Source organism: Pseudomonas sp. R1-1, from assembly GCF_051132135.1.
GTDB lineage: Bacteria > Pseudomonadota > Gammaproteobacteria > Pseudomonadales > Pseudomonadaceae > Aquipseudomonas.
In genome coordinates this window covers 248,906-273,012 of the sequence record NZ_CP071663.1, presented here as the reverse complement: position 1 = coordinate 273,012, position 24,107 = coordinate 248,906, and the positions used below count along the sequence as shown (strand labels likewise).

Below are 24,107 nucleotides of genomic sequence, written 5' to 3'. Positions count from 1 at the left end.
TAGGAGTGAGCCTGCTCGCGATAGCGTAGTGTCAGTCGACCCTTTCGGTGACTGATGCACCGCCATCGCGAGCAGGCTCACTCCTACAGTTGTTTTTGGGGCGGGCAGTTATTGCGCGGTGGCTTTGAGGCCGGTGAGCAGCAGGCGTTGAAAAAGCTCTTCTTTGAGGCCTTCGGGGTTCGTGAGCTGCATCCGGTCCAGGTGTTCCGGGAACGACGCAGCGTCCGGCGCATCCAGCGCTGCCTTGCCCAGTTCCAGTATCTCGGTCAGCTTGAACTTGCTCTTCAGCCAGTTCAGCGCGCGCAGCAGATCGCGCTCGATCGCGGTGAAATCACAGCCCAGCGGATACTCCGGAAACAGATTCGGATGTCGTACGGCGATCGCCTGCAAGCGTTGCGGCGTGTTGTCGGCAAAACGTGGATCGATGCGGAAGTCCTTTGGCAGTTTGCCAACCTTTTGTGCCTGTTCGATCAGCCCCGGCTGGAAGCGCGAGTCGCTGATATTGAGCAGCGCTTCGATCACCGCCGCGTCGGGCTTGCCGCGCAGATCGGCGATGCCGTATTCGGTGACGACAATATCGCGCAAATGTCGCGCAATCGTGCAATGACCGTATTCCCAGACGATATTCGAACTGACCTCGCCGCCCGACTCGCGCCAGCTGCGCAGGATCAGGATCGAACGTGCGTCATGCAAAGCATGGCCCTGTGCAACAAAGTTGTACTGCCCGCCAACGCCGCTGAGCACGCGGCCGTCCTGCAACTGGTCGGCCACCCCAGCGCCCAGCAGGGTCATGGTGAACACCGTGTTGATGAACCGCGCATCCAGGCGCTGCAAACGCTTGAGCTCTTCCTGCCCGTACAGCTCGTTGATGTAGCTGATGCGGGTCATGTTGAATTCGAGCAATTTGCTTTGCGGCAGCTCACGCAAACGCTCATAAAAACTGCGCGGGCCGAGGAAAAAGCCGCCATGTACGCAAATGCCGTCAGGCTGCGCCGCCTCGTCTAGGGTACCGGCGTTGGCCTGCAGCTGAGTCGGCACGTCCGGGTAGACCTTGCGCCGGATGATCCCTGCTTCCGCCAGCACCAGCAGGCCGTTGACGAACATTTCACTGCAGCCATACAAACCTTTGGCGAAAGGCGCGGTGCCGCCCTCGCGCTCGATCAGTTGCGCCCACTGGCTGAGATTGACGTCATCGAGCAGCGCCCGATAACCGCCGCTGTCGGCCTGCCGTGCAAGCAACGCGGCAGTCAGCGCATCGCCCATCGAACCGATGCCGATCTGCAACGTGCCGCCATCGCGCACCAGCGTGCTGGCATGCAAACCGATGAAGTGATCCTGAAAACCGACCGGCATGTTCGGCGTCGAGAACAGCGTGCTGCTGTCCTTCTCGTCGATCAGTAGATCAAAGGTGTCGATATCGACTTCGGCATCCCCGGGCATGTACGGCAGATCGGTGTGAACCTGGCCGACCAGCACAATCGTCTCGCCGGCTTCGCGGCGCCTGGCGATCATCGGCAACAAGTCGAGGGTGATATCGGGGTTGCAGCTCAGGCTCAGGCGGTCCGGGTGCTCGCTGCTGCTGGCGAGCAACTGCGCCACCAGATTCAGGCCGGCGGCGTTGATATCCCGGGCGGCGTGGCTGTAATTGCTGCTGACGTAATCCTGCTGGGCCGGTGCGCTGTTGAGCAGACTGCCGGGCTGCATGAAAAACTGTTGAATGCGGATGTTGGCCGGCAGGCTGTCGCGCTGCAGATCGGCGAGAAAATCGAACTCGGGATAATCGCCGAAAACCCGTTCGACAAAGGGTTCGATAAAGCGCTTCTGCAAACCATCGCCCAGACTCGGCCGGCCCAGGCACAGCGCCGTGTAGATCGTCAGCTGGCGCTCGGGCAGGTCTTTGATGCGCCGGTACAGCGCGTTGACGAAGTGGTTGGGCTTGCCCAGCCCCAGCGGCAGGCCCATGTGGATATGCGCCGGCAGGCGCGCGAGCACGTCGTCCACTGCCTGTTCGATCGAACACAACTGCACCATCTGAAGCCTCCCGCCCGTTCCGTTGATAGGGGTAGACCGAGATTGCCTTGAGTTTGCTGCAAAGGACAGCGTTAGGGACTGGATCAGCGTTTTTTCCAGATTCGTTTACGACCTCAAATCGCCACCCGCACCCTAACCCTCTCCCGGAGGGAGAGGGGACTGAATGGGGAATATTTGGGAGGTAAGCCGACTTGGAATAGCCTTACTGAATCCATAGTCGCTAAGGTCTTTCAGGTCGATGTAGAGCGCCAGACAACCCGGTCGGCCCCCTCTCCCTTTGGGAGAGGGCTGGGGTGAGGGCAAGGTTGACTGGATCTGAACCAGAAAACCACAAGCACAAAAAAAACCGTCCGAAGACGGTTTTTTACGTCGAGAGCGCCGCCTATTACAGACCGGACATCTCTTTGATCGCACCCTTGAGCTCATCATCGGTGCAATCGGCGCAAGTGCCTTTAGGTGGCATCGCATTAACACCGGTAATCGCCTTGGCGAGGATGCCGTCCAGACCACCCTGGTGATCGGCCCGCTCTTTCCAGGCGGCCTTGTCACCGATTTTCGGCGCGCCCAGCAGGCCGGTGCCGTGACAAGCGTTGCAGTGTTTGGCGATCACGTCTTTAGGCGCCTTGGCTCCACCGCCGCCGCCAGCGCTTGCAACCACTTCCATGCCCTTGCATTCCTTGCCCTGAACACACACCTGGCCAACCGGCTCGAGGCGTTTGGCAATGTCGTCGTTAGTCGCAGCTTGAGCGCTGACAGCCCAGAGGGCCAGTACGGTTGCTGGTGCAGCCAGCATTTTCATAATTAGGTTCACGCGTTCACCCTCAATGGTGGCTATTCACGCCTGCGGCCACGGTTCGCAGGCGGGCGCAAGTATAGCGGGTAGCCCGCCACACTGAAACAACCCCATTTTTAAAGGGGTCTTGTTGCGCATCGGTCAAACGGTTCGGGAGCCATGGCCATCAGGGCCTGGCGCCTCTTGCTTTAGAAATTCGCCGGTGTGGCTGCGCTGATCAGTCGCGCAGGCACATCGAAGGGATTACGGAAACGATGCGGCTTGGTACTTTCAAAATAGTAGCTGTCGCCGGCTTCGAGGATAAAAGTTTCCAGACCGACCACCAGTTCCAGCCGACCCTCGACCAGAATCCCGGTTTCCTCGCCCTCGTGGGTGAGCATTTCTTCGCCGGTATCGGCGCCCGGCGGGTAGATTTCATTGAGGAAGGCGATGGCGCGGCTGGGGTGCGCGCGGCCGACCAGCTTCATGGTCACGGCGCCGTCGGAAATGTCGATCAGCTCGTTGGCCTTGTAGACGATCTGGGTCGGCTGGTCTTGCAGGATCTCTTCGGAAAAGAACTCGACCATGGACATGGGAATGCCGCCGAGCACCTTTCTCAGCGAACTGATCGAAGGGCTCACGCTGTTCTTTTCGATCATCGAAATGGTGCTGTTGGTGACGCCCGCGCGTTTGGCGAGTTCGCGCTGGGAAAGCCCTTTGAGCTTGCGGATCGATTGCAGTCGTTCACCGACGTCCAAGGCGGGAGCCTCCTGATGTTGTAAGAATATTGAGCGGTATCATGGCGACAGCGTTCAGTATTTACAACACTTGGCCCCCGCGCTGGCGTCAGGCCTCGGAATAGAGCCTTGGCACCCGGCGCAGGTTGCAGAAGATCTGATAGGGAATGGTATCGGCCCACTGCGCCACGTCGCTGGCGAGGATGTTCTTGCCCCACAGCTCGACGGTTGAACCGAGGCCCGCCTCCGGTACGTCGGTGAGGTCAATGCACAGCATGTCCATCGACACGCGCCCCAACAGACGGCTGCGCTGGCCAGCCACCAGCACCGGTGTGCCGGTCGGCGCCTGACGCGGATAGCCGTCGGCGTAACCCATGGCGACCACGCCGATGCGCATCGGCTTGTCGGTGATGAACTTCGCGCCGTAACCGATCGGCTCGCCCGCCGGCAGCTCACGGACGCTGATGACTTTCGATTCCAGGGTCATCACCGGTTGCAGACGCTCGGCCACGGCGTTGGCTTCTTCGAACGGTGTCGCACCGTAGAGCATGATGCCAGGGCGTACCCAGTCGCTGTGGATCTGCGGCCAACCCAGCACCGCCGGCGAATTGCGCAGGCTGACTTCCGCCGCCAGGCCCTGGCGCGCCGCTTCGAAGACAACCACCTGCTCGCTGCTGCTCTGCGCGTGCAGCTCATCGGCACGGGCGAAGTGGCTCATCAACACAATCTTCGCCACTTTGCCGCTGGCCAGCAGGCGCTGATAGGCAGCCGGATAATCTTTTGGATGCAGGCCGACGCGGTGCATGCCGGAGTCGAGCTTCAGCCACACCGTGATTGGTTTGTTCAGCGCCGCCTGCTCGATGGCTTCGAGCTGCCACAGCGAATGCACCACGCACCAGAAATCATGCTCGACGATCAGCGCCAGCTCATCCGCCTCGAAGAAACCTTCGAGCAGCAGCACCGGCGCACGAATACCCGCCGCGCGCAGCTCCAGCGCTTCTTCGATGCACGCCACGGCAAACCCGTCAGCCTCGGCTTCCAGCGCTTGAGCACAGCGCACCGCGCCATGGCCGTAGGCGTCAGCCTTGATCACCGCGAGCGCCTTGGCGCCGGTGACTTCGCGGGCAATTCGGTAGTTGTGGCGCAGGGCTTGAAGGTCGATCAGGGCACGGGCAGGACGCATGGCGGCGGACTTCTAGGCAGTCATGGAAGAAAAACCGGCGCCGACTGGCGGCGTTAACCGCCAACAGCGCCGGGAGAGGGATCTTTGTTACGGCTTACGGCAGCGCAGCGACGATGGAGATCTCGACGAGGATGCTCGGCTTGGCCATTTTCGCTTCGACAGTGGCACGGGCCGGCGCGGCGCCCTTGGGCAGCCACTGATCCCACACCGAGTTCATCCCGGCAAAGTGCGCCTCGATGTCGTTCAGGTAGATCGTCGCCGAGAGCAGATGCTGTTTGTCGGTGCCGGCCAGATCGAGCAGGCGCTCGATATTGGCCAGCACGTCGCGGGTCTGCTGTTCAATCCCGGCATCGAAGTCATCGCCGACCTGCCCGGCCAGGTACACCGTACCGTTGTGGCTGACGATCTGACTCATGCGCTCATTGGTGAGCTGGCGCTGGATTGACATGTTTTGCGGACTCCTGGGTCTGGTTGCCGTAACGGGAAATATCGAGGCCTTCGGCACTGATCTGCGGTTTTTTCTTCGCCATCAGATCGGCCAGCAAACGCCCGGAACCGCACGCCATGGTCCAACCCAGGGTGCCGTGACCGGTGTTGAGGAACAGATTCTTGAACGGCGTGGCGCCAACGATCGGCGTGCCGTCCGGCGTGGTCGGACGCAGGCCGGTCCAGAAACTTGCCTCCGCCAGATTGCCGCCCTGAGGATAAAGGTCGTTGACGATCATCTCCAGGGTTTCACGTCGACGTGGGTTCAGCGACAGGTCAAAACCGGCAATCTCGGCCATGCCGCCAACGCGGATGCGGTTGTCGAACCGGGTGATCGCGACCTTGTAGGTTTCGTCAAGAATGGTCGAGGTCGGCGCCATGTCCGGGTTGGTGATCGGCACGGTCAGCGAGTAGCCCTTGAGCGGATATACCGGGGCCTTGATGCCCAGCGGCTTGAGCAATTGCGGCGAATAGCTGCCCAGCGCCAGCACGTAGCGATCGGCGGTTTCCAGCTTGCCGTCGATCCACACGCCGTTGATGCGGTCGCCGGCGTAGTCGAGCTTCTGGATGTCCTGGCCGAAGCGGAATTCCACACCGAGCTTGCGCGCCATGTCAGCGAGGCGAGTGGTGAAGATCTGGCAGTCGCCGGTCTGGTCGTTCGGCAAGCGCAGGGCGCCGGCGAGAATATCGGTGACGCCGGCCAGCGCCGGTTCGACGCGGGCAATGCCGGCGCGGTCGAGGACTTCGAACGGCACGCCGGACTCTTTCAGCACGGCGATGTCCTTGGCGGCGTTATCCAGCTGCGCCTGGGTGCGGAACAATTGCGTGGTGCCGAGGCTGCGGCCTTCGTAGGCAATGCCGGTTTCGGCGCGCAATTCGTCGAGGCAGTCACGGCTGTACTCGGACAGACGCACCATGCGCTCCTTGTTCACCGCATAACGGCTGGCGGTGCAGTTGCGCAGCATCTGCGCCATCCACAGGTACTGATCAATGTCGGCGGTGGCCTTGATTGCCAGCGGTGCGTGGCGTTGCAGCAGCCACTTGATCGCCTTGAGCGGTACGCCCGGCGCGGCCCACGGCGAGGCGTAGCCCGGCGAGACTTGGCCGGCGTTGGCGAAACTGGTCTCCATGGCCGCGGCGGGCTGCCGGTCGACCACCACCACTTCAAACCCGGCACGGGCCAGATAGTAAGCACTGGCGGTACCGATGACGCCGCTACCCAAGACCATGACGCGCATTTTCAATCCCTCATCGCGGCTTTGTGCCGAGCTGTGTTGTTAGAGCAATGATGAGCGCAGTGTAGAAAAGAAATGCCAGTGCTTTTCACTATATAAGCGCCTATATTTGGCGACAATTCTCGGTAAAAAACCTTTTCACGGAGGCGCATCCCCTATGCGGACCAACACCCAGACCAAGCGCGAGTTGGACAAGATCGACCGCAACATCCTGCGGATCCTGCAGGCGGACGGGCGCATTTCGTTTACCGAACTGGGGGAAAAGGTCGGCCTCTCCACCACGCCCTGCACCGAGCGCGTGCGGCGTCTGGAGCGCGAGGGGATCATCATGGGCTACAACGCCCGGCTCAATCCGCAGCATTTGAAGGGTAGCCTGCTGGTGTTCGTCGAGATCAGCCTCGACTACAAATCCGGCGACACTTTCGAGGAGTTCCGACGTGCGGTGCTGAAATTGCCCCACGTCCTGGAATGTCATCTGGTGTCAGGGGATTTCGACTACCTGGTGAAGGCGCGGATTTCCGAGATGGCTTCGTACCGCAAATTGCTCGGCGACATCCTCCTCAAGTTGCCGCATGTGCGCGAATCGAAGAGCTATATCGTCATGGAAGAAGTCAAAGAGAGCCTGTGCCTGCCGATTCCTGACTGAAATTTGTGCCGCAGCCATCGCCAGCAGGCTGGCTCCCACAGGTTCCGTGGTGAACACAAATAATGTGCACACCTGCGAACTCTGTGGGAGCTAGCCCTGCTAGCGATGCAGGCGACTCGGTTTATCGAGTCAAACCAACACCTGCCGATTCGCCGCCATGTACTCGAAAATCTGCTTCTCAACCCGCGGATGAATCAGCTCCACCGGCCGCCGCTCATTCGGGCAAGGCAACGTTTTGGTCGTGCCAAACAACCGGCAGATCAACGGCCGTTCCTCATACACCGTGCAGCCATTCGGCCCCAGGTGTACGCAGTTCAGTTCTTGCATCGCCGCATCCTGCTCGGCGCGGGTCTTGCGCGGCAGTCGGGCCATTTCCTCGGGCGACGTGGTCACCGGCCCGCAGCAGTCGTGGCAGCCGGGTACGCACTCGAACGAGGGAATCTGCTGACGCAACGTGCGGATTTTCTGGCTGTTGCAGCTCATCGAAACGGTGACCGAAGGGAAATGGACGGCAATTGTGCCGCAAAAGACTTGGGCCAGACACCGTAGGCCGACCAATGTTGCCCGTGCTCGGCCGTGCGGCTTATGCTCCGTCAAATTTTCTCGACACCGCCTCAGGATGACGCCCATGACCGCCCGCGCCCACACTTTCGCGAGCCAACCCCACGCCGCCTCTTACTACGCCGCCAGCAGCCTGCCGCAGCCAGACCATCCGCGGCTGCAAGGTGAAGTGCTGGCCGACGTCTGTGTGGTCGGTGGCGGGTTTTCCGGGTTGAACACCGCGCTGGAACTGGCTGAACGCGGCTTCAGCGTCGTCCTGCTGGAGGCGCACCGGATCGGCTGGGGCGCCAGTGGGCGCAACGGCGGGCAGCTGATTCGCGGCGTGGGTCATGGCCTCGATCAATTCGCCAACGTTGTCGGCACCGACGGCGTGCGGGCGATGAAACTCATGGGCCTGGAAGCGGTGGAGATCGTTCGCCAGCGCGTCGAGCGTTTCCAGATCGCCTGTGACCTGACCTGGGGTTACTGCGACCTCGCCAACAAGCCTGCTGATCTGCAAGGTTTTGCCGAAGAGGCCGAAGAGCTGCACAGCCTTGGCTATCGCCACGAAACCCGGCTGTTGCAAGCCAACGAGATGCACACCGTGGTCGGCTCCAAACGCTACGTTGGTGGTTTGATCGACATGGGCTCCGGGCATTTGCACCCGCTGAATCTGGCGCTCGGCGAAGCCGCAGCAGCGCAGCAATTGGGTGTGAAGCTGTTCGAGCAATCGGCAGTCATCCGCATCGATTACGGTGCCGAAGTGAAGGTGCACACTGAACAGGGTTCAGTACGTGCGAAGACCCTGGTGCTGGGCTGCAACGCCTATTTGAATGACCTGAATCCGCAGCTCAGCGGCAAAGTCCTGCCGGCCGGCAGCTATATCATTGCCACCGAACCACTGAGCAAAGAGCAGGCGCACAGCCTGCTGCCGCAGAACATGGCGGTCTGCGACCAGCGTGTCGCCCTGGATTATTACCGACTGTCAGCGGATCGACGCTTGTTGTTCGGCGGCGCCTGCCATTATTCGGGGCGCGATCCGAAAGACATCGCCGCGTATATGCAGCCGAAGATGCTTGAGGTGTTCCCGCAACTCGCTGGGGTGAAGATCGATTATCAGTGGGGCGGGATGATCGGCATCGGCGCCAACCGCCTGCCGCAGATTGGCCGGCTCGCCGATCAGCCGAATGTGTATTACGCCCAGGCCTATTCCGGGCACGGCGTGAATGCCACGCACCTGGCGGGCAAGCTGCTGGCCGAGGCGATCAGTGGCCAGCATGGCGGTGGCTTTGATTTGTTTGCCAAGGTGCCGCACATCACCTTCCCCGGCGGCAAGCATTTGCGCTCGCCGTTGTTGGCGCTGGGGATGTTGTGGCATCGGCTGAAAGAATTGCTCTGACAGCTTTTAGAGATCGTTCCCACGCTCTGCGTGGGAATGCATCCAGTGACGCTCTGCGTCACAGTGGACGCAGAGCGTCCGGGGCGGCGTTCCCACGCAGAGCTTGGGAACGATCGGTGAAAGTCAGATCCGCCAGAACGGCTTCAACCCCTCCTCCAGTGCCTGCTCCCGGGTCAGGCCGACATCCTTGAGCTGATCGGTCGTCAGCGCCAGCAACGCCTTGCGCGTATGCAGACGGTGCCACAACAGACCCCAGCGATTCAGCCCGGACGGTGCATTGCGCAGTTCATTGCGCGCCCGCTCCTTCTGCCCTGCCGCCAGTTCCTGACTGTGTAACGTCAGCCGCACATCGCTCAAGCCGTTCATTTTTGTCGCTCCTGTTTACTTGGGTAGCCAGAGATTCCATGATGCGCGGGCGGGAAAAAGCATTACAGATTCAAAGAACCTGTATTAAATCCATACAGATTCATAGATCTGCCGACTGAATGATCAATTTTTGCCGCATCTGTACTGGTTTTCGCTCAACTGCACCGAGGGCGCCATGACTCTGTATGTAAACCTCGCCGAATTGCTCGGCACCCGCATCGAACAGGGCTTCTATCGGCCCGGCGATCGCTTGCCCTCGGTGCGCGCCTTGAGCGTTGAACATGGAGTGAGCCTGAGCACGGTGCAACAGGCCTATCGCATGCTCGAGGACAGCGGCCTCGCCACGCCGAAACCCAAGTCCGGCTACTTTGTCCCGGTCGGCCGTGAGCTGCCGGAGCTGCCCGCCGTGGGCCGCCCGGCACAACGGCCGGTGGAGATTTCGCAATGGGATCAGGTGCTGGAACTGATCCGCGCAGTGCCGCGCAAAGACGTCGTGCAATTGGGTCGCGGCATGCCCGACGTTGGCTCACCAACGATGAAACCGCTGCTGCGCGGTCTGGCGCGGATCAGCCGCCGGCAGGACATGCCCGGTCTGTATTACGACAACATCCACGGCAACCTCGAACTGCGTGAACAAATTGCGCGGCTGATGCTCGATTCCGGCTGCCAGTTGAGCGCCAGCGATCTGGTGATCACCACCGGTTGCCACGAGGCGCTGTCCACGAGCATCCATGCGATCTGCGAACCGGGCGACATCGTCGCGGTGGATTCGCCGAGTTTTCACGGCGCCATGCAAACGCTCAAAGGCCTGGGCATGAAAGCCCTGGAGATTCCCACTGACCCGCTCACCGGCATCAGCCTCGACGCGTTGGAACTGGCGCTGGAACAGTGGCCGATCAAAGCCATACAGCTCACACCCAACTGCAATAACCCGCTCGGCTACGTCATGCCCGAGTCGCGTAAACGTGCGCTGCTGACGCTGGCGCAACGCTTTGACGTGGCAATCATCGAAGACGATGTGTATGGCGAGCTGGCGTATTCCTACCCGCGTCCGCGCACGATCAAATCCTTCGACGAGGACGGCCGTGTATTGCTGTGCAGTTCGTTTTCCAAGACCCTGGCACCGGGGCTGCGCATTGGTTGGGTCGCACCCGGCCGCTATCTGGAGCGGGTGCTGCACATGAAATACATCAGCACCGGCTCGACCGCGCCGCAGCCGCAGATTGCCATCGCCGAATTTCTCAAGGCCGGCCACTTCGAACCGCACTTGCGGCGTATGCGCATGCAATACCAGCGCAATCGTGATGCGATGATCGATTGGGTGACCCGCTACTTTCCCGTCGGCACCCGCGCCAGTCGCCCGCAGGGCAGCTTCATGCTCTGGGTGGAACTGCCGGAAGGCTTCGACACGCTGAAACTGAATCGTGCGTTGCACGATCAAGGCGTACAGATTGCCGTCGGCAGCATCTTTTCTGCCTCGGGCAAGTACCGCAATTGCCTGCGGATGAACTACGCTGCCAAACCAACGGCACAGATCGAAGAAGCAGTGCGCAGGGTCGGTGCCGCCGCGATCAAATTGCTTGCCGAGAGCGACTGACCTTTTTCCCGCGCCCGGCGTCCAAAATGCCGACCTTAGCCGCCAACCGGAACGATCCTACGTGAGCCTCAGACAGCCCCTACTCGCTTTGCTGTTACTCGCCTCGTTCCTGAGCGGTTGCGCCAGCCTCGATGTGCCGCGCGAACCGAGCCAGGCCTTGCCGGCGTCGGACTCGGCTTTCGGCCGTTCGATTCAGGCTCAGGCCGCGCCCTACCAGGGGCAATCGGGTTTTCGCCTGTTGTCTGACAGCGGCGAGGCGTTTACCGCCCGCGCCGAGCTGATTCGCAACGCCCAGACCAGTCTCGATCTGCAGTACTACATCGTTCACGACGGCATCAGCACACGCATGCTGGTGGAGGAAGTGCTCAAGGCGGCCGACCGTGGCGTGCGTGTGCGCATTCTGCTCGACGACACCACCAGCGACGGCCTCGACCAGATCATCGCCACGCTGGCGGCGCATCCGCAGATCCAGATTCGCTTGTTCAACCCTCTGCATCTGGGTCGCAGCACCGGTGTCACGCGGGCGGCGGGACGGCTGTTCAACCTGTCCGTGCAACACCGGCGCATGCACAACAAGTTATGGCTGGCGGACAACAGCGCGGCGATTGTCGGCGGGCGCAATCTGGGCGATGAGTATTTCGATGCCGAGCCCAACCTGAATTTCACTGACATCGACATGCTCAGCCTCGGACCGGTTGCCGAGCAGCTCGGGCACAGCTTCGACCAGTACTGGAACAGCGCACTGAGCAAACCGATCGAGGAATTTCTCTCGGCCAGACCGAGCGCCGCGGACCTGCAGAACACTCGCACGCGCCTGGAAGAATCGCTGGAAGAAACGCGCAAACAGAATCACGCGCTGTATCAACAGTTGATGAAATTCAAGACCGACCCACGCATGGACATCTGGCGCAAAGAGCTGATCTGGGCGTGGAATCAGGCGTTGTGGGATGCACCGAGCAAGGTGCTGTCCAAGGGCGAACCCGACCCACACCTGCTGCTGACCACGCAACTGGCGCCGGAACTGACCGGGGTGAGCAAAGAGCTGATCATGATTTCGGCGTATTTCGTGCCGGGTCAGCCAGGGCTGGTTTACCTGACCGGGCGGGCCGACGCCGGGGTTTCGGTGAATCTGCTGACCAACTCGCTGGAGGCTACCGACGTGCCGGCGGTGCATGGCGGTTATGCGCCGTATCGCAAGGCGTTGCTGGAGCATGGCGTGAAACTCTATGAACTGCGGCGCCAGCCTGGGGATAACTACGGCAGTGGCCCGCGGCTGTTCTACAGCAAGTCGTATCGCGGCTCGGATTCCAGCCTGCACAGCAAGGCGATGATCTTTGATCGACGCAAATCGTTTATCGGTTCGTTCAACTTCGATCCGCGCTCGGTACTGTGGAACACCGAAGTCGGCGTGTTGGTCGACAGCCCGGAACTGGCCGAGCATGTCCGCGCACTGGCATTGCAAGGCATGGCGCCGAACCTGAGCTACCAGGCGAAACTGGAAAGCGGCCAGGTCGTCTGGGTCACCGAGGACAACGGCCAGATGCACACGCTGACCAAGGAACCGGGGAGCTGGTGGCGGCGCTTCAATGCATGGTTCAGCACCAGCGTGGGTCTGGAGCGCATGCTCTGATTCCGGCTGACGGTAATCCCCTGTGGGAGCGAGCCTGCTCGCGAAAGCGGTTTCACATCCAGCAAATGAGCTGACTGATGCACCGCTTTCGCGAGCAGGCTCGCTCCCACGAGGGATGTGTTCAGGCAGCTTCTGCCGTTGTGCCAAAGGCGCCCTGCCGCAACAGCAAGAGCACCAATCCGAACGCCCCCACCGCCATCAACAGCGGCAACGCATGCCCATTGATCCACTGACTGCCCGCCCCCGCCGCCAACGGCCCGACCAGACAACCGATACCCCACAGCTGCGCGATATGCGCGTTGGCGCGCACCAGCGCATCGTCGCGATAACGCTCGCCGATCAGAATCAGTGACAGGGTGAACAGCCCGCCGGCACTGGCACCGAACAGTACCCACAACGGCCAGATCAGCAGCGTGTCGAGCAGCAGCGGAATCGCCAGACTCGAGAGCATCAGCACCACCGCGCAGCCAGCAAACAAGGTGCGCCGCGACAGGTAATCGGCCAAGGCGCCAATCGGCAATTGCAGCAGCGCATCGCCGACCACTACGGTGCTGACCATGGCCAAGGCGATTTCCGCGGTGAAACCCTGTTGCAGGCAATACACCGGCAGCAACGTCAGGATCATCGCCTCGAACGCGGCGAACAATGACACCGCCCAGGCGATCGCCGGCAGCTCACGGGCGAAGCCCCACAGGTCGACAAAGGTCACGCTGCTCGCTTCACTGCTGGGTGCCCCACTGCGCCCCAGCAACAACAACGGCGAAACGGTCAGCAAGCCAACACCGACCCAGAAACCGTAGTCATGCTCGGTACCGAGCGCACCCAATAGCAACGGCCCCGACAGTTGGCTCAACGCATAGCTGCTGCCATACAGCGCCACCAAGCGACCGCGCCATTGCTCGACCACCAATTGATTGATCCAGCTCTCGCCGAGGATGAACACGATGGTCAGGATCACCCCGATCAGCAGGCGCAGCAGCAGCCAGACCGGATAACTTGGCAGCAGCGCCAGCAAGCCGATCGACAAGGCTCCGGCCCACAGGCACAAGCGCATCAGGTTCGCCGTACCGAAATACGCAGCGAGATGGCTGGAAACCTTGGCCCCCAACAACACGCCGATCGCCGGCATGGCCGCCATCACACCGATGGCGAAAGCGCCGTAGCCCCAGCCTTCAAGACGCAGCGACACCAACGGCATGCTCACGCCCAGGGCCAGGCCGACACTCAAGACCGACGCCAACACGGCGAAATACGTCGCCCACCGCATGTTCCACGCTCCTGTGGATATTTTTTAGAGGACACATCAAGCAACTGTGGGAGCGAGCCTGCTCGCGAATACGGTTTCACATTCAGCACATTGGCTGACTGATTCACCGCTTTCGCGAGCAGGCTCGCTCCCACAGGGGATCTCTGTTTTGCCAGGGAGCCCGAGGGTGGCCGGGCTCGCGTTAGCGGCTTACAGCTTGATCCAGGTCGCTTTCAGTTCGGTGTACTTGTCGAACGCATGCAGCGACTTGTCGCGGCCGTTGCCTGACTGCTTGAAGCCGCCGAACGGCGCGGTCATGTCGCCGCCGTCATACTGGTTGACCCACACGCTACCGGCGCGCAGGGCCTTGGCGGTCAAGTGCGCCTTGGAGATGTCCTGCGTCCACACCGCCGCAGCCAGACCGTATGGCGTGTCGTTGGCGATCTGAATGGCTTCTTCAGCGCTGTCGAAAGCGATGACCGACAGCACCGGGCCGAAGATTTCTTCCTGAGCAATCTTCATCGCATTGCTCACGCCGTCGAAAATCGTCGGCTCGACATACGTACCGCCTGTTTCCTGAAGGATGCGCTTGCCACCAGCCACCAGTTTGGCGCCGTCGCTGTGGCCGGATTCGATATACGACAGCACGGTGTTCATCTGCTGGGTATCGACCAGCGCGCCAACGTTGGTCGCCGGGTCCAGCGGATTGCCGGGCTTCCAGGTTTTCAGCGCCTCGATCACCATCGGCAGGAATTTGTCCTTGATCGAACGCTCGACCAGCAGACGCGAACCAGCGGTGCAAACCTCGCCCTGGTTAAAGGCGATCGCACTGGCGGCGGATTCGGCAGCGGCTTGCAGGTCCGGCGCATCGGCAAAGACGATGTTCGGGCTCTTGCCGCCGGCCTCCAGCCAGACGCGCTTCATGTTCGATTCACCGGAGTAGATCATCAGTTGCTTGGCGATCTTGGTCGAGCCGGTGAACACCAGCGTGTCGACATCATTGTGCAAGGCCAGCGCCTTGCCAACGGTGTGGCCGTAGCCCGGCAGTACGTTGAGCACGCCTTTGGGAATACCGGCTTCGACAGCCAGCGCGGCGATGCGGATGGCGGTCAGCGGCGATTTTTCCGACGGCTTGAGGATCACCGAGTTACCGGTCGACAGCGCCGGGCCGAGTTTCCAGCACGCCATCATCAGCGGGAAGTTCCACGGCACGATGGCGCCCACCACGCCGACCGGCTCGCGGGTTACCAGTCCCAGTTGATCGTGGGGCGTGGCGGCGACTTCGTCGTAGATCTTGTCGATCGCTTCGCCGCTCCAGCTCAGCGCTTGCGCTGCGCCCGGCACATCGATGTACAGCGAGTCGCTGATCGGCTTGCCCATGTCGAGGGTTTCGAGCAGGGCCAGCTCTTCAGCGTGCTGCTTGAGCAGGCTGGCGAAACGGATCATCGTCGCTTTGCGCTTGCTCGGCGCCAGGCGCGACCACACGCCGGAATTGAACGTGGCGCGGGCATTTTCCACAGCGCGCTGGGCGTCGGCGGCGTCACAGCTGGCGATCTTGCCGAGCAGACGGCCATCGACCGGGCTGATGCATTCGAAGGTTTCGCCGGAAACGGCGTCGGTGTATTCGCCATTGAGGTAGGCGCGGCCTTCGATCTTCAGATCGCGGGCGCGTTGTTCCCAGTCGGCACGAGTCAGGGTGGTCATTCGGGTGTCCTCCTCTTTTTGAATACGAACGCCGCAAGTGCTGCGACGTTCATCAAGAATACTGCCCGGCCAGCCTGCATGTCGGCCCAAGGCACCCGCCACCCTAAACCAGCGGCCGGGTTTGTTTCAATATATTTGACATAAGCCGGCCATACGGCCTTGCAGTGTTCAATTTAATAAACATAGACTTTCACCCATTCCAGTCCACGCGCGGTCATCACCGGAGAAAACAACAATGAACATCCAGAACGTCGTCGACATCAGCCTGACCGGCAGCGAAGCCGAACGCTATCGCCCAGACCCGGCCAAAGTGCTCAAGGGCGATCCTGAACAAGCCGTGTTCCATCAATACGAAAGTCCCTGTGGCCAGATGGGCGCGGGCGTTTGGGAAGGTGCGGTGGGCCAGTGGACGGTGAATTACACCGAGCATGAGTATTGCGAGATTCTGCAGGGCGTTTCGGTGCTGCGTGACAGCGAGGGCAACGCCAAGACCTTGCGTGTCGGCGATCGCTTTGTGATTCCAGCGGGGTTCCGCGGAACCTGGGAAGTGCTGGAAGCCTGCCGCAAGATCTATGTGATCTTTGAACAGAAGGCTTGAAAATTTTCGTCGGCTGATCCGGCCCTATCGCGAGCAGGCTCACTCCTACAGGTGACCGCATCCAATTGTAGGAGTGAGCCTGCTCGCGATGAGGCCCTGACAGGCAATACAATCTGAAGGCAACAAAAAAGGCCCGTATCGTGAGATACGGGCCTCTTTCGTAAGTCGGGAAAAATCAATTACTTGATTTTGCCTTCCTTGTAGATCACGTGCTTGCGAACAACCGGATCATATTTCTTGATCTCGATTTTGTCCGGGGTAGTACGCTTGTTCTTGTCGGTAGTGTAGAAGTGACCAGTACCGGCGCTCGAGATCAAACGAATCAATTCACGCATGATTAGCTCCCTTAAATCTTGCCATCGCGGCGAAGTTCGGCGAGCACGACAGTGATGCCACGCTTGTCGATGATACGCATGCCTTTGGCAGATACGCGCAGACGCACAAAACGTTTCTCTTCTTCAACCCAGAAGCGGTGATGCTGCAGGTTCGGCAGGAAACGACGACGGGTTTTGTTGTTTGCGTGGGAAATGTTATTCCCAGTCACCGGACCCTTACCGGTAACTTGACATACTCTCGACATGCCTCAGCCCTCTAAAACCACATGCCCAACCCGGCATGGGTTGGCCGCTTAATCTCTCAGTCATTTGGCGCCAGGCGCCGCGTTTCTTTAGAGGTCTTACCGGCTACACCTACAGTGAAGGAACCGGGCCCCTAGAAAAGAGCGCTGCTTTATACCAGAAAGACCGGGGTGCAACAACAATCGGTGTGCAATCAATCGGCAAAAAGGCGTTTTTTCGGCCTGCGGTTCCCTTGAATAAAGGCTGGCGGCGATTTTTACCGCTCGTCGCAGAAAATCACCTGCAACGACACTTCAGACTTTTTCCTGGGCAGGCCAACCTGAAACGGTGTCGTCGCGGTGCCTGGAAAAATACAAAAAGGGGATAGTCATTTGCAATTCAGACCTCTAGGGTAGGACTTTTCCAGACTGCACTTGCAGATGGGCCTTCGATCTGTAAAGGAAACCGACCATGCGCCTCGCTGCCCTACCCCTGTTGCTCGCCCCGCTGTTGCTAAGCCCTCTGGCCCAGGCCGCCGCGCTGAGCGTCTGTACCGAGGCCAGCCCTGAAGGGTTCGACGTGGTGCAGTACAACTCGCTGACCACCACCAACGCCTCGGCAGACGTGCTGATGAATCGTCTGGTCGATTTCGACACCGCCAGTGGCAAAGTCATCCCGAGCCTGGCCGACAGCTGGGAAGTCAGCACCGATGGGCTGACGTACGTATTCAAGCTGCATCCGCAGGTGAAGTTTCACACCACCGACTACTTCAAACCGAGCCGTGAGCTGACCGCCGAAGACGTCAAGTTCAGCTTCGACCGCATGCTCGACCCGGCCAACCCTTGGCACAAAGTCGCGCAGAGCGGCTTCCCCCACGCGCAATCGATGCAATTGCCGGCGCTGATCAAGAAAATCGATGCGCTCGACCCGCTGACCGTGCGCTTTACCCTTGATCACCCGGACTCGACTTTCCTCGCCACCCTGAGCATGGGCTTCGCTTCGATCTACTCGGCCGAGTACGCCGACAAGCTGATGAAAGCCGGCGCGACCGACAAGCTCAACAGCCAGCCGATCGGCACCGGCCCGTTCGTGTTCAATCGCTTTCAAAAGGACGCGGCGATCCGCTACAAGGCCAACCCGGATTACTTCCGTGGCAAGCCTGCGGTCGATCCGCTGATCTTCGCCATCACCCCGGACGCCAACGTGCGCCTGCAAAAACTGCGGCGCAATGAATGCCAGATCGCCCTGTCGCCGAAACCACTCGACGTACAAGCCGCGCTGAAAGAGCCGACGCTGAAAGTCGAAAAGACTGACGCGTTCATGACCGCTTTCGTTGGCATCAACAGTCAGCATCCACCACTGGACAAGCCGGAAGTGCGTCAGGCCATCAACCTCGCCTTCGACAAGGCCAATTACATCAAAGCTGTGTTCGAAGACACCGCCGAAGCCGCCAATGGCCCGTATCCGCCGAACACCTGGAGCTACGCGAAGAACCTGCCGGGCTACCCGCACGACGTGGCGAAGGCCAAGGCGTTGCTGGCCAAGGCCGGGCTGAAGGACGGCTTCCAGACCACGATCTGGACGCGGCCATCGGGTAGCCTGCTCAACCCGAACCCGAGCCTCGGCGCGCAGATGTTGCAGTCGGACCTGGCTGAAATCGGCATTCAGGCAGAGATCCGCGTGATCGAATGGGGCGAGCTGATTCGCCGCGCCAAGGCGGGTGAGCATGATCTGCTGTTCATGGGTTGGGCCGGTGACAACGGCGATCCGGACAACTTTCTCACGCCGCAGTTTTCCTGCGCAGCGGTCAAGTCCGGCACCAACTTCGCCCGCTACTGCAATGCCGATCTGGACAAGCTGATCAGCGCGGGCAAGACCACCAGCGAACAAGGCGTGCGCACCAAACTGTATGAACAGGCGCAGGCGCAGATTCAGCAACAGGCGTTGTGGCTGCCGCTGGCGCACCCGACGGCGTATGCGCTGACGCGCAAGGACATCAACGGCTATTCGGTGAGCCCGTTCGGTCGGCAAGACTACTCCAAGGTCAACCTCAAATAACCTGCCCTGCACAAAACCTGTAGGAGTGAGCCTGCTCGCGATGGCGGCACTTCGGTCAACCCATGCGGTGACTGGAAGATTGCTATCGCGAGCAGGCTCACTCCTACAGGGGAGCGAGTTATTCATGAGAACTACATCCAGCCACACTCCGCCATCGACAGCGGCTCGCCATCGCCGACGATGAAGTGATCCAGCACCCGCACATCGATCAGCTCCAGGGTCTTTTGTAGCCGCTTGGTCAGCAGTCGATCTGCCTGGCTGGGGTCGGTGTTCCCGGAGGGATGGTTGTGACACAGAATCACCGCCGCCGCGTTATTGGCCAGCGCGCGCTTCACCACTTCCCGGGGATGCACGCTGGTGTTGTCGATCGAGCCGCGAAACAGCGCTTCGAAATTCAGTACTTGATGCTTCGAGTCGAGAAACAGGCAGCCGAACACTTCGTGCGGCTCGTGCCGCAGCATCGCTTTCAGGTAGTCGCGCACGACTTGGGGGTTTTCCAGTGCCGGCTTCTGCCGTGATCGCTCGGCCAGATGGCGCTTGCTCATTTCTTGCGCGGCTTGCAGTTGCGCAAACTTCGCCGGCCCGAGTCCCATTTGTTTACTGAATGCGTCCTGATCGGCCTCGAGCAGTAAACGCAGGCTGCCGAATTGCTTCAGCAGATGTCGCGCCAGGTCTACGGCGCTTGTTCCGGGTACTCCGGTGCGCAAAAAAATCGCCAGCAACTCAGCGTCCGAAAGGCTCCCTGCCCCGTGTTCCAACAACCTTTCCCGCGGCCGCTCTGCCGCCGGCCAATCGCGAATACTCATACACACTCCCTGTCTGTGGGCGCCGCTGTTCCGTAGCGGTCGCTGTGATATCGTAGCCCATCTTTTTTGCGCGCGATTCAACCCTGGGGAGGGGCATCGCCGCGCAGTCATCAACGAAATGAAAGGCAGACCTATGCAGCGGCTGTATCGGAAACGCATCGTTCTGGGCGTCGGCGGCGGCATTGCGGCCTACAAGAGCGCCGATCTGGTTCGCCGCCTGATCGACCAGGGTGCCGAAGTGCGCGTGGTCATGACCCATGGCGGCGCCGAGTTCATCACTCCGCTGACCATGCAGGCCCTGTCCGGCCATCCGGTGCACCTCGACTTGCTCGACCCGGCCGCCGAAGCCGCGATGGGCCATATCGAACTGGCAAAGTGGGCCGATCTGGTGCTGATCGCCCCGGCCACCGCCGACCTGCTTGCGCGCCTTGCTCAAGGCATCGCCAACGATCTGCTGACCACGCTGGTGCTGGCCACCGACGCCATCGTCGCCGTCGCGCCAGCGATGAACCAGGCCATGTGGCGCGATCCAGCCACCCAGGCCAACCTGCAACTGCTCGAAAGCCGTGGCCTGAAGACCTTTGGGCCGGCGTCCGGCAGCCAGGCCTGCGGCGACGTCGGTATGGGCCGTATGATGGAAGCCACCGAGCTGGCGCTGCTCGCCGCCGACTGCTTCCAGCGCCAGGCGCTGACCGGCAAGCATGTAGTGATTACCGCCGGCCCGACTCAGGAAAACATCGACCCGGTGCGCTACATCACCAACCACAGCTCCGGCAAAATGGGCTTCGCCCTCGCCGAAGCCGCGGTAGAAGCTGGAGCCCGCGTCACCCTGATCAGCGGCCCGGTGCACCTGCCAACCCCCGATCGCGTCACGCGGATCGACGTGGTCAGCGCCCGCGACATGCTCGCTGCTTGCGAGTCGGCGATTCCCTGCGACGTATTCATCGCTTCGGCAGCCGTGGCGGACTACCGCCCGGAAGTCGTTGCCCCGCAAAAACTCAAGAAAGATCCTGCAAGTGGTGACGGTTTCGTCCTGCAAATGGTGCGCAACCCGGACATCCTCGCGAGCATCGCGACCCGTCCCGACCGTCCGTTCAGTGTCGGCTTCGCCGCCGAGACCGAACACCTGCTCGACTACGCTGCACGCAAGCTGAAGGACAAGAATCTCGATTTGATCGTCGCCAACGACGTCGCCAACCCGAGCATCGGTTTCAACAGCGAAGAAAACGCCTGCAGCGTCATCGACCGTGAGCTGCACGCCACGGTTTTCGCCCAGACCAGCAAGGGCAAGATCGCCCGCCAGCTGGTCACTTTTATCGCCGAACGTCTGAACCAGGTTTAATTTACATGCACGCTTTGCAAGCCAAGATCCTCGACCCACGCATCGGCACCGACTTCCCGCTGCCGCAATACGCCACCCCGGGCTCCGCCGGCCTCGACCTGCGCGCCATGCTGGATCAGGACACCGTGATCAAGCCGGGTGAAACCGTGCTGATCCCCACGGGCCTGTCGGTCTACATCGGCGACCCGAACCTCGCCGCGCTGATCCTGCCGCGCTCGGGCATGGGCCATAAACACGGCATCGTGCTGGGTAACCTGGTCGGCCTGATCGACTCCGACTACCAAGGCCCGCTGATGGTGTCCTGCTGGAACCGTGGCCAGAGCGATTTCTCCATGACCGTCGGCGAACGTCTGGCGCAACTCGTGCTGGTGCCGGTGGTTCAGGCGCACTTCGAAATGGTCGAGGAATTCGTCGAAACCGAACGCGGCACCGGCGGTTTCGGGCATACCGGAACGAAGTGATCCAGTCGGGCGATCCGGTGGTAAGCCAGCTCACTGGCTCACCGCAAACCGAAATTGTCATCTGCAAGGTTTAGCGCGGTAAATCAAGGCATTGGCCGGTCAAAGCCCCGCTGTATTGGGTGTCATGGCCCTTTCATAGCACGAACTCTCTGTGGAAAACGCCGTCATACCCTTCAGTTTGAGCCTGCCGTCGAACGATTCGTCGGCCTGTCCCGCCACTTTCCAGATGGAGCATTTGTGCAGATGAGCACTCCAGCCAAGATCGCCCCGACCCTCCCCGAGAGCATTTTCCGCGCCTATGACATTCGCGGCACCGTGCCGGATTTTCTGAACGGTGAAACCGCTTACTGGATCGGCCGCGCCATCGGCTCACAGAGCCTGGCCCAGGGCGAACCGAACGTGTCGGTCGGTCGTGACGGCCGCCTGTCCGGTCCGGAACTGGTCGCCGAGCTGATTCGCGGCATCGCCGAGAGCGGTTGCCATGTCAGCGACGTCGGCCTGGTGCCGACACCGGCGCTGTATTACGCCGCCAACGTGCTGGCCGGCAAATCCGGGGTCATGCTCACCGGCAGCCACAACCCGTCGAACTACAACGGCTTCAAGATCGTCATCGCCGGCGACACTCTCGCCAACGAGCAGATTCAGGTACTGCACCAGCGCATCAAGAACAACGATCTGAGCAGCGGCCAGGGCAGCGTCACCCAGGTTGAAATCCTCGACCGCTACAACACCGAAATCGTCCAGGACATCAAACTGGCCCGTCGCCTGAAAGTCGTGGTCGACTGTGGCAACGGCGCGGCCGGCGTGATCGCCCCGCAACTGATCGAAGCACTGAACTGTGAAGTCATTCCATTGTTCTGCGAAGTTGACGGCAACTTCCCCAACCATCACCCGGACCCGGGCAAGCCGGAGAACCTTGTCGACCTGATTGCCAAGGTCAAGGAAACCAACGCCGATATCGGCCTGGCCTTCGATGGCGACGGCGACCGTGTCGGCGTGGTAACCAACACCGGCAGCATCGTTTACCCGGATCGCCTGCTGATGCTGTTCGCCCGCGACGTGGTGGCACGCAACCCGGACGCGGAAATCATCTTCGACGTCAAATGCACCCGCCGCCTGGTGCCGCTGATCAAGGAATACGGTGGTCGGCCGCTAATGTGGAAGACCGGTCATTCGTTGATCAAAAAGAAAATGAAACAATCCGGCGCACTGCTGGCCGGTGAAATGAGCGGGCACATCTTCTTCAAGGAACGCTGGTTCGGTTTCGACGACGGCATCTACAGCGCTGCACGCCTGCTGGAGATCCTCAGCAAGGAAAAATCCACCGCGGAAGAGCTGTTTGCGACCTTCCCGAACGATATTTCTACGCCGGAAATCAATATCCATGTGACCGAAGAGAGCAAATTCAGCATCATTGATGCACTGCACGATGCTCAGTGGGGTGAAGGCGCTGACCTCACCACCATCGACGGCGTGCGGGTCGATTACGCCAAAGGCTGGGGCCTGGTGCGCGCGTCCAACACCACACCGGTGCTGGTGCTGCGCTTCGAGGCCGATGACGAGGCTGAATTGCAGCGCATCAAGGATGTGTTCCACGCCCAACTGAAACGCGTTGCACCTGATCTCCAACTACCGTTCTGATCCACCCGGAGCCCTGAATGACCCTCGAACGCGAAGCCGCCGCCAACACTGCCAAGGTCCTGTCCGAAGCATTGCCTTACATCCGACGTTATGTCGGCAAGACCCTGGTGATCAAATACGGCGGCAACGCGATGGAAAGCGAGGAGCTGAAAACCGGCTTCGCCCGCGACATCGTGCTGATGAAGGCCGTGGGCATCAACCCGGTGGTGGTACACGGTGGCGGCCCGCAGATCGGTGATCTGCTCAAGCGCCTGTCGATCGAGAGCCATTTTGTCGACGGCATGCGCGTGACCGACGCGGCCACCATGGACGTAGTGGAAATGGTCCTGGGCGGTCAGGTCAACAAGAGCATCGTCAACCTGATCAACCGCCACGGCGGCAGCGCCATCGGCCTGACCGGTAAAGACGCCGGGCTGATTCGCGCGAAGAAGCTCACCGTGTCCCGGCAGACCCCGGAGATGACCCAACCGGAAATCATCGACATCGGTCATGTCGGCGAAGTGGTCGGGATCAACACCGAACTGCTGAACCTGTTGGTCAAAGGCAACTTCATCCCGGTGATCGCGCCGATCGGCGTGGGCGAGAACGGCGAGTCGTACAACATCAACGCTGACCTGGTGGCCGGCAAGGTTGCCGAAGCGCTGAAAGCCGAGAAGCTGATGCTGCTGACCAACATCGCCGGCCTGATGGACAAATCCGGCACGGTGTTGACGGGCCTGAGCACGCAGCAGGTCGACGATCTGATCGCTGACGGCACGATTTACGGCGGCATGCTGCCGAAGATCCGTTGCGCGCTGGAAGCGGTTCAGGGCGGTGTCGGCAGTTCGTTGATCATCGACGGCCGTGTACCGAACGCGATTCTGCTGGAAATCTTCACCGACACCGGTGTGGGTACGCTGATCAGCAATCGCAAGCGTCCGTAAGCGATCGCGCAAACAAAAAGCCCCCGCTCAGTCTGACTGAACGGGGGCTTTTTTTTACCGAAAAACCCATGTGGAAGGACCCATGAGGGAGCGAGCCTGCTCGCGAACACCGACTTCTATTCAACATCAATGTCGGCTGGCGAGACGCT

22 protein-coding genes and 1 pseudogene are annotated in these 24,107 nt (G+C 60.7%); 10 read left to right on the top strand and 13 right to left on the bottom strand.

Going from position 1 to position 24,107, the window contains the following annotated elements; translation table 11 throughout:
- Positions 1–108 precede the first annotated feature (108 nt).
- From J3P75_RS01225 to dadA, 6 genes are all read right to left on the bottom strand, one after another.
- Entirely contained in the window at positions 109–2,031 is a 1,923-nt protein-coding gene (locus J3P75_RS01225; RefSeq protein ID WP_434709047.1) for an acetyl-CoA hydrolase/transferase C-terminal domain-containing protein, read from the bottom strand.
- 385 nt (positions 2,032–2,416) lie between these two features.
- Entirely contained in the window at positions 2,417–2,830 is a 414-nt protein-coding gene (locus J3P75_RS01220) for a c-type cytochrome (protein ID WP_434711400.1), read from the bottom strand.
- Between the two features lie 182 nt (positions 2,831–3,012).
- The gene (locus tag J3P75_RS01215; protein ID WP_016772566.1) at positions 3,013–3,561 is read right to left on the bottom strand and encodes a cupin domain-containing protein; all 549 of its coding nucleotides are present in this window, start codon (positions 3,559–3,561) and stop codon (positions 3,013–3,015) included.
- A gap of 88 nt (positions 3,562–3,649) precedes the next feature.
- A complete protein-coding gene (alr, locus tag J3P75_RS01210; RefSeq protein WP_434709046.1) occupies positions 3,650–4,723 on the bottom strand; it encodes an alanine racemase in 1,074 nt (357 codons plus the stop codon).
- Between the two features lie 94 nt (positions 4,724–4,817).
- Positions 4,818–5,171: a RidA family protein gene (locus tag J3P75_RS01205; RefSeq protein WP_034152045.1), complete on the bottom strand. Its 354-nt coding sequence runs from the start codon at positions 5,169–5,171 to the stop codon at positions 4,818–4,820.
- Positions 5,143–6,447 (bottom strand): D-amino acid dehydrogenase, encoded by a 1,305-nt coding sequence (dadA, locus tag J3P75_RS01200; protein WP_090287486.1) that lies wholly within the window; start codon positions 6,445–6,447, stop codon positions 5,143–5,145. The genes J3P75_RS01205 and dadA overlap by 29 nt, the downstream gene beginning before the upstream one ends.
- Before the next feature lie 154 nt (positions 6,448–6,601).
- Here dadA and J3P75_RS01195 point away from each other — a divergent pair, with 154 nt between their 5' ends.
- Positions 6,602–7,090: an Lrp/AsnC ligand binding domain-containing protein gene (locus tag J3P75_RS01195; RefSeq protein WP_010465173.1), complete on the top strand. Its 489-nt coding sequence runs from the start codon at positions 6,602–6,604 to the stop codon at positions 7,088–7,090.
- A gap of 129 nt (positions 7,091–7,219) precedes the next feature.
- Here the strand turns inward: J3P75_RS01195 and J3P75_RS01190 are convergent, their stop codons facing one another.
- Complete coding sequence (locus tag J3P75_RS01190) at positions 7,220–7,573, bottom strand: YkgJ family cysteine cluster protein (protein ID WP_090287488.1); 354 nt, start codon at positions 7,571–7,573, stop codon at positions 7,220–7,222.
- Between the two features lie 145 nt (positions 7,574–7,718).
- On the opposite strand from J3P75_RS01190, the gene J3P75_RS01185 reads away from it, so the two are divergent.
- Entirely contained in the window at positions 7,719–9,029 is a 1,311-nt protein-coding gene (locus J3P75_RS01185) for an NAD(P)/FAD-dependent oxidoreductase (protein WP_434709045.1), read from the top strand.
- Positions 9,030–9,152: 123 nt separating this feature from the next.
- Here the strand turns inward: J3P75_RS01185 and J3P75_RS01180 are convergent, their stop codons facing one another.
- Positions 9,153–9,395, bottom strand: coding sequence for a DUF1127 domain-containing protein (locus J3P75_RS01180; RefSeq protein WP_434709044.1), 243 nt, complete (start codon positions 9,393–9,395; stop codon positions 9,153–9,155).
- A 175-nt stretch (positions 9,396–9,570) separates the two neighbouring features.
- Here J3P75_RS01180 and J3P75_RS01175 point away from each other — a divergent pair, with 175 nt between their 5' ends.
- Together J3P75_RS01175 and J3P75_RS01170 are read left to right on the top strand one after the other, a co-directional pair.
- Complete coding sequence (locus J3P75_RS01175) at positions 9,571–10,992, top strand: PLP-dependent aminotransferase family protein (RefSeq protein ID WP_434709042.1); 1,422 nt, start codon at positions 9,571–9,573, stop codon at positions 10,990–10,992.
- Positions 10,993–11,053: 61 nt separating this feature from the next.
- Positions 11,054–12,622 (top strand): phospholipase D family protein, encoded by a 1,569-nt coding sequence (locus J3P75_RS01170; protein WP_434709041.1) that lies wholly within the window; start codon positions 11,054–11,056, stop codon positions 12,620–12,622.
- A 121-nt stretch (positions 12,623–12,743) separates the two neighbouring features.
- Here J3P75_RS01170 and J3P75_RS01165 read toward each other — a convergent pair whose 3' ends face one another.
- Positions 12,744–13,889 carry an MFS transporter gene (locus tag J3P75_RS01165; RefSeq protein ID WP_394504529.1) on the bottom strand — a complete coding sequence of 382 codons (1,146 nt, stop codon included), beginning with the start codon at positions 13,887–13,889 and terminating at the stop codon, positions 12,744–12,746.
- A 189-nt stretch (positions 13,890–14,078) separates the two neighbouring features.
- On the bottom strand, positions 14,079–15,572 hold the full coding sequence (locus J3P75_RS01160; protein ID WP_090287506.1) for an aldehyde dehydrogenase: 1,494 nt from the start codon (positions 15,570–15,572) through the stop codon (positions 14,079–14,081).
- 235 nt (positions 15,573–15,807) lie between these two features.
- On the opposite strand from J3P75_RS01160, the gene J3P75_RS01155 reads away from it, so the two are divergent.
- Positions 15,808–16,170 carry a cupin domain-containing protein gene (locus J3P75_RS01155; RefSeq protein WP_203419998.1) on the top strand — a complete coding sequence of 121 codons (363 nt, stop codon included), beginning with the start codon at positions 15,808–15,810 and terminating at the stop codon, positions 16,168–16,170.
- Between the two features lie 179 nt (positions 16,171–16,349).
- On the opposite strand, the gene rpmG is transcribed toward J3P75_RS01155, so the two are convergent.
- Together rpmG and rpmB are read right to left on the bottom strand one after the other, a co-directional pair.
- On the bottom strand, positions 16,350–16,505 hold the full coding sequence (gene rpmG / locus J3P75_RS01150) for a 50S ribosomal protein L33 (protein WP_003177274.1): 156 nt from the start codon (positions 16,503–16,505) through the stop codon (positions 16,350–16,352).
- An 11-nt stretch (positions 16,506–16,516) separates the two neighbouring features.
- Complete coding sequence (rpmB, locus tag J3P75_RS01145; protein ID WP_007920377.1) at positions 16,517–16,750, bottom strand: 50S ribosomal protein L28; 234 nt, start codon at positions 16,748–16,750, stop codon at positions 16,517–16,519.
- 448 nt (positions 16,751–17,198) lie between these two features.
- Between rpmB and J3P75_RS01140 the strand changes: the two genes are divergently transcribed.
- Entirely contained in the window at positions 17,199–18,785 is a 1,587-nt protein-coding gene (locus tag J3P75_RS01140) for an ABC transporter substrate-binding protein (RefSeq protein ID WP_434709040.1), read from the top strand.
- 131 nt (positions 18,786–18,916) lie between these two features.
- Here the strand turns inward: J3P75_RS01140 and radC are convergent, their stop codons facing one another.
- Entirely contained in the window at positions 18,917–19,591 is a 675-nt protein-coding gene (gene radC, locus J3P75_RS01135; RefSeq protein ID WP_203420000.1) for a RadC family protein, read from the bottom strand.
- A 133-nt stretch (positions 19,592–19,724) separates the two neighbouring features.
- On the opposite strand from radC, the gene coaBC reads away from it, so the two are divergent.
- From coaBC to argB, 4 genes and pseudogenes are all read left to right on the top strand, one after another.
- The gene (gene coaBC / locus J3P75_RS01130) at positions 19,725–20,933 is read left to right on the top strand and encodes a bifunctional phosphopantothenoylcysteine decarboxylase/phosphopantothenate--cysteine ligase CoaBC (RefSeq protein ID WP_434711398.1); all 1,209 of its coding nucleotides are present in this window, start codon (positions 19,725–19,727) and stop codon (positions 20,931–20,933) included.
- A gap of 5 nt (positions 20,934–20,938) precedes the next feature.
- Positions 20,939–21,394 (top strand): dUTP diphosphatase, encoded by a 456-nt coding sequence (gene dut, locus J3P75_RS01125; protein WP_434709039.1) that lies wholly within the window; start codon positions 20,939–20,941, stop codon positions 21,392–21,394.
- Positions 21,395–21,658: 264 nt separating this feature from the next.
- Positions 21,659–23,035 (top strand): annotated as a pseudogene (locus tag J3P75_RS01120) (phosphomannomutase/phosphoglucomutase); the annotation flags it as partial.
- Positions 23,036–23,052: 17 nt separating this feature from the next.
- Positions 23,053–23,958: an acetylglutamate kinase gene (gene argB, locus J3P75_RS01115; RefSeq protein WP_016772548.1), complete on the top strand. Its 906-nt coding sequence runs from the start codon at positions 23,053–23,055 to the stop codon at positions 23,956–23,958.
- Positions 23,959–24,107: the final 149 nt, after the last annotated feature.

Excerpts from the sequence above, each read along its gene's own strand:
- J3P75_RS01225 (WP_434709047.1), bottom strand. The coding sequence starts at position 2,031 with ATGGTGCAGTTGTGTTCGATCGAACAGGCAGTGGACGACGTGCTCGCG.
- J3P75_RS01220 (WP_434711400.1), bottom strand. The coding sequence starts at position 2,830 with ATGAAAATGCTGGCTGCACCAGCAACCGTACTGGCCCTCTGGGCTGTC.
- alr (WP_434709046.1), bottom strand. The coding sequence starts at position 4,723 with ATGCGTCCTGCCCGTGCCCTGATCGACCTTCAAGCCCTGCGCCACAAC.
- J3P75_RS01205 (WP_034152045.1), bottom strand. The coding sequence starts at position 5,171 with ATGTCAATCCAGCGCCAGCTCACCAATGAGCGCATGAGTCAGATCGTC.
- dadA (WP_090287486.1), bottom strand. The coding sequence starts at position 6,447 with ATGCGCGTCATGGTCTTGGGTAGCGGCGTCATCGGTACCGCCAGTGCT.
- J3P75_RS01195 (WP_010465173.1), top strand. The coding sequence starts at position 6,602 with ATGCGGACCAACACCCAGACCAAGCGCGAGTTGGACAAGATCGACCGC.
- J3P75_RS01190 (WP_090287488.1), bottom strand. The coding sequence starts at position 7,573 with ATGAGCTGCAACAGCCAGAAAATCCGCACGTTGCGTCAGCAGATTCCC.
- J3P75_RS01185 (WP_434709045.1), top strand. The coding sequence starts at position 7,719 with ATGACCGCCCGCGCCCACACTTTCGCGAGCCAACCCCACGCCGCCTCT.
- J3P75_RS01180 (WP_434709044.1), bottom strand. The coding sequence starts at position 9,395 with ATGAACGGCTTGAGCGATGTGCGGCTGACGTTACACAGTCAGGAACTG.
- J3P75_RS01175 (WP_434709042.1), top strand. The coding sequence starts at position 9,571 with ATGACTCTGTATGTAAACCTCGCCGAATTGCTCGGCACCCGCATCGAA.
- J3P75_RS01165 (WP_394504529.1), bottom strand. The coding sequence starts at position 13,889 with ATGCGGTGGGCGACGTATTTCGCCGTGTTGGCGTCGGTCTTGAGTGTC.
- J3P75_RS01160 (WP_090287506.1), bottom strand. The coding sequence starts at position 15,572 with ATGACCACCCTGACTCGTGCCGACTGGGAACAACGCGCCCGCGATCTG.
- J3P75_RS01155 (WP_203419998.1), top strand. The coding sequence starts at position 15,808 with ATGAACATCCAGAACGTCGTCGACATCAGCCTGACCGGCAGCGAAGCC.
- rpmG (WP_003177274.1), bottom strand. The coding sequence starts at position 16,505 with ATGCGTGAATTGATTCGTTTGATCTCGAGCGCCGGTACTGGTCACTTC.
- rpmB (WP_007920377.1), bottom strand. The coding sequence starts at position 16,750 with ATGTCGAGAGTATGTCAAGTTACCGGTAAGGGTCCGGTGACTGGGAAT.
- J3P75_RS01140 (WP_434709040.1), top strand. The coding sequence starts at position 17,199 with ATGCGCCTCGCTGCCCTACCCCTGTTGCTCGCCCCGCTGTTGCTAAGC.
- radC (WP_203420000.1), bottom strand. The coding sequence starts at position 19,591 with ATGAGTATTCGCGATTGGCCGGCGGCAGAGCGGCCGCGGGAAAGGTTG.
- coaBC (WP_434711398.1), top strand. The coding sequence starts at position 19,725 with ATGCAGCGGCTGTATCGGAAACGCATCGTTCTGGGCGTCGGCGGCGGC.
- dut (WP_434709039.1), top strand. The coding sequence starts at position 20,939 with ATGCACGCTTTGCAAGCCAAGATCCTCGACCCACGCATCGGCACCGAC.
- argB (WP_016772548.1), top strand. The coding sequence starts at position 23,053 with ATGACCCTCGAACGCGAAGCCGCCGCCAACACTGCCAAGGTCCTGTCC.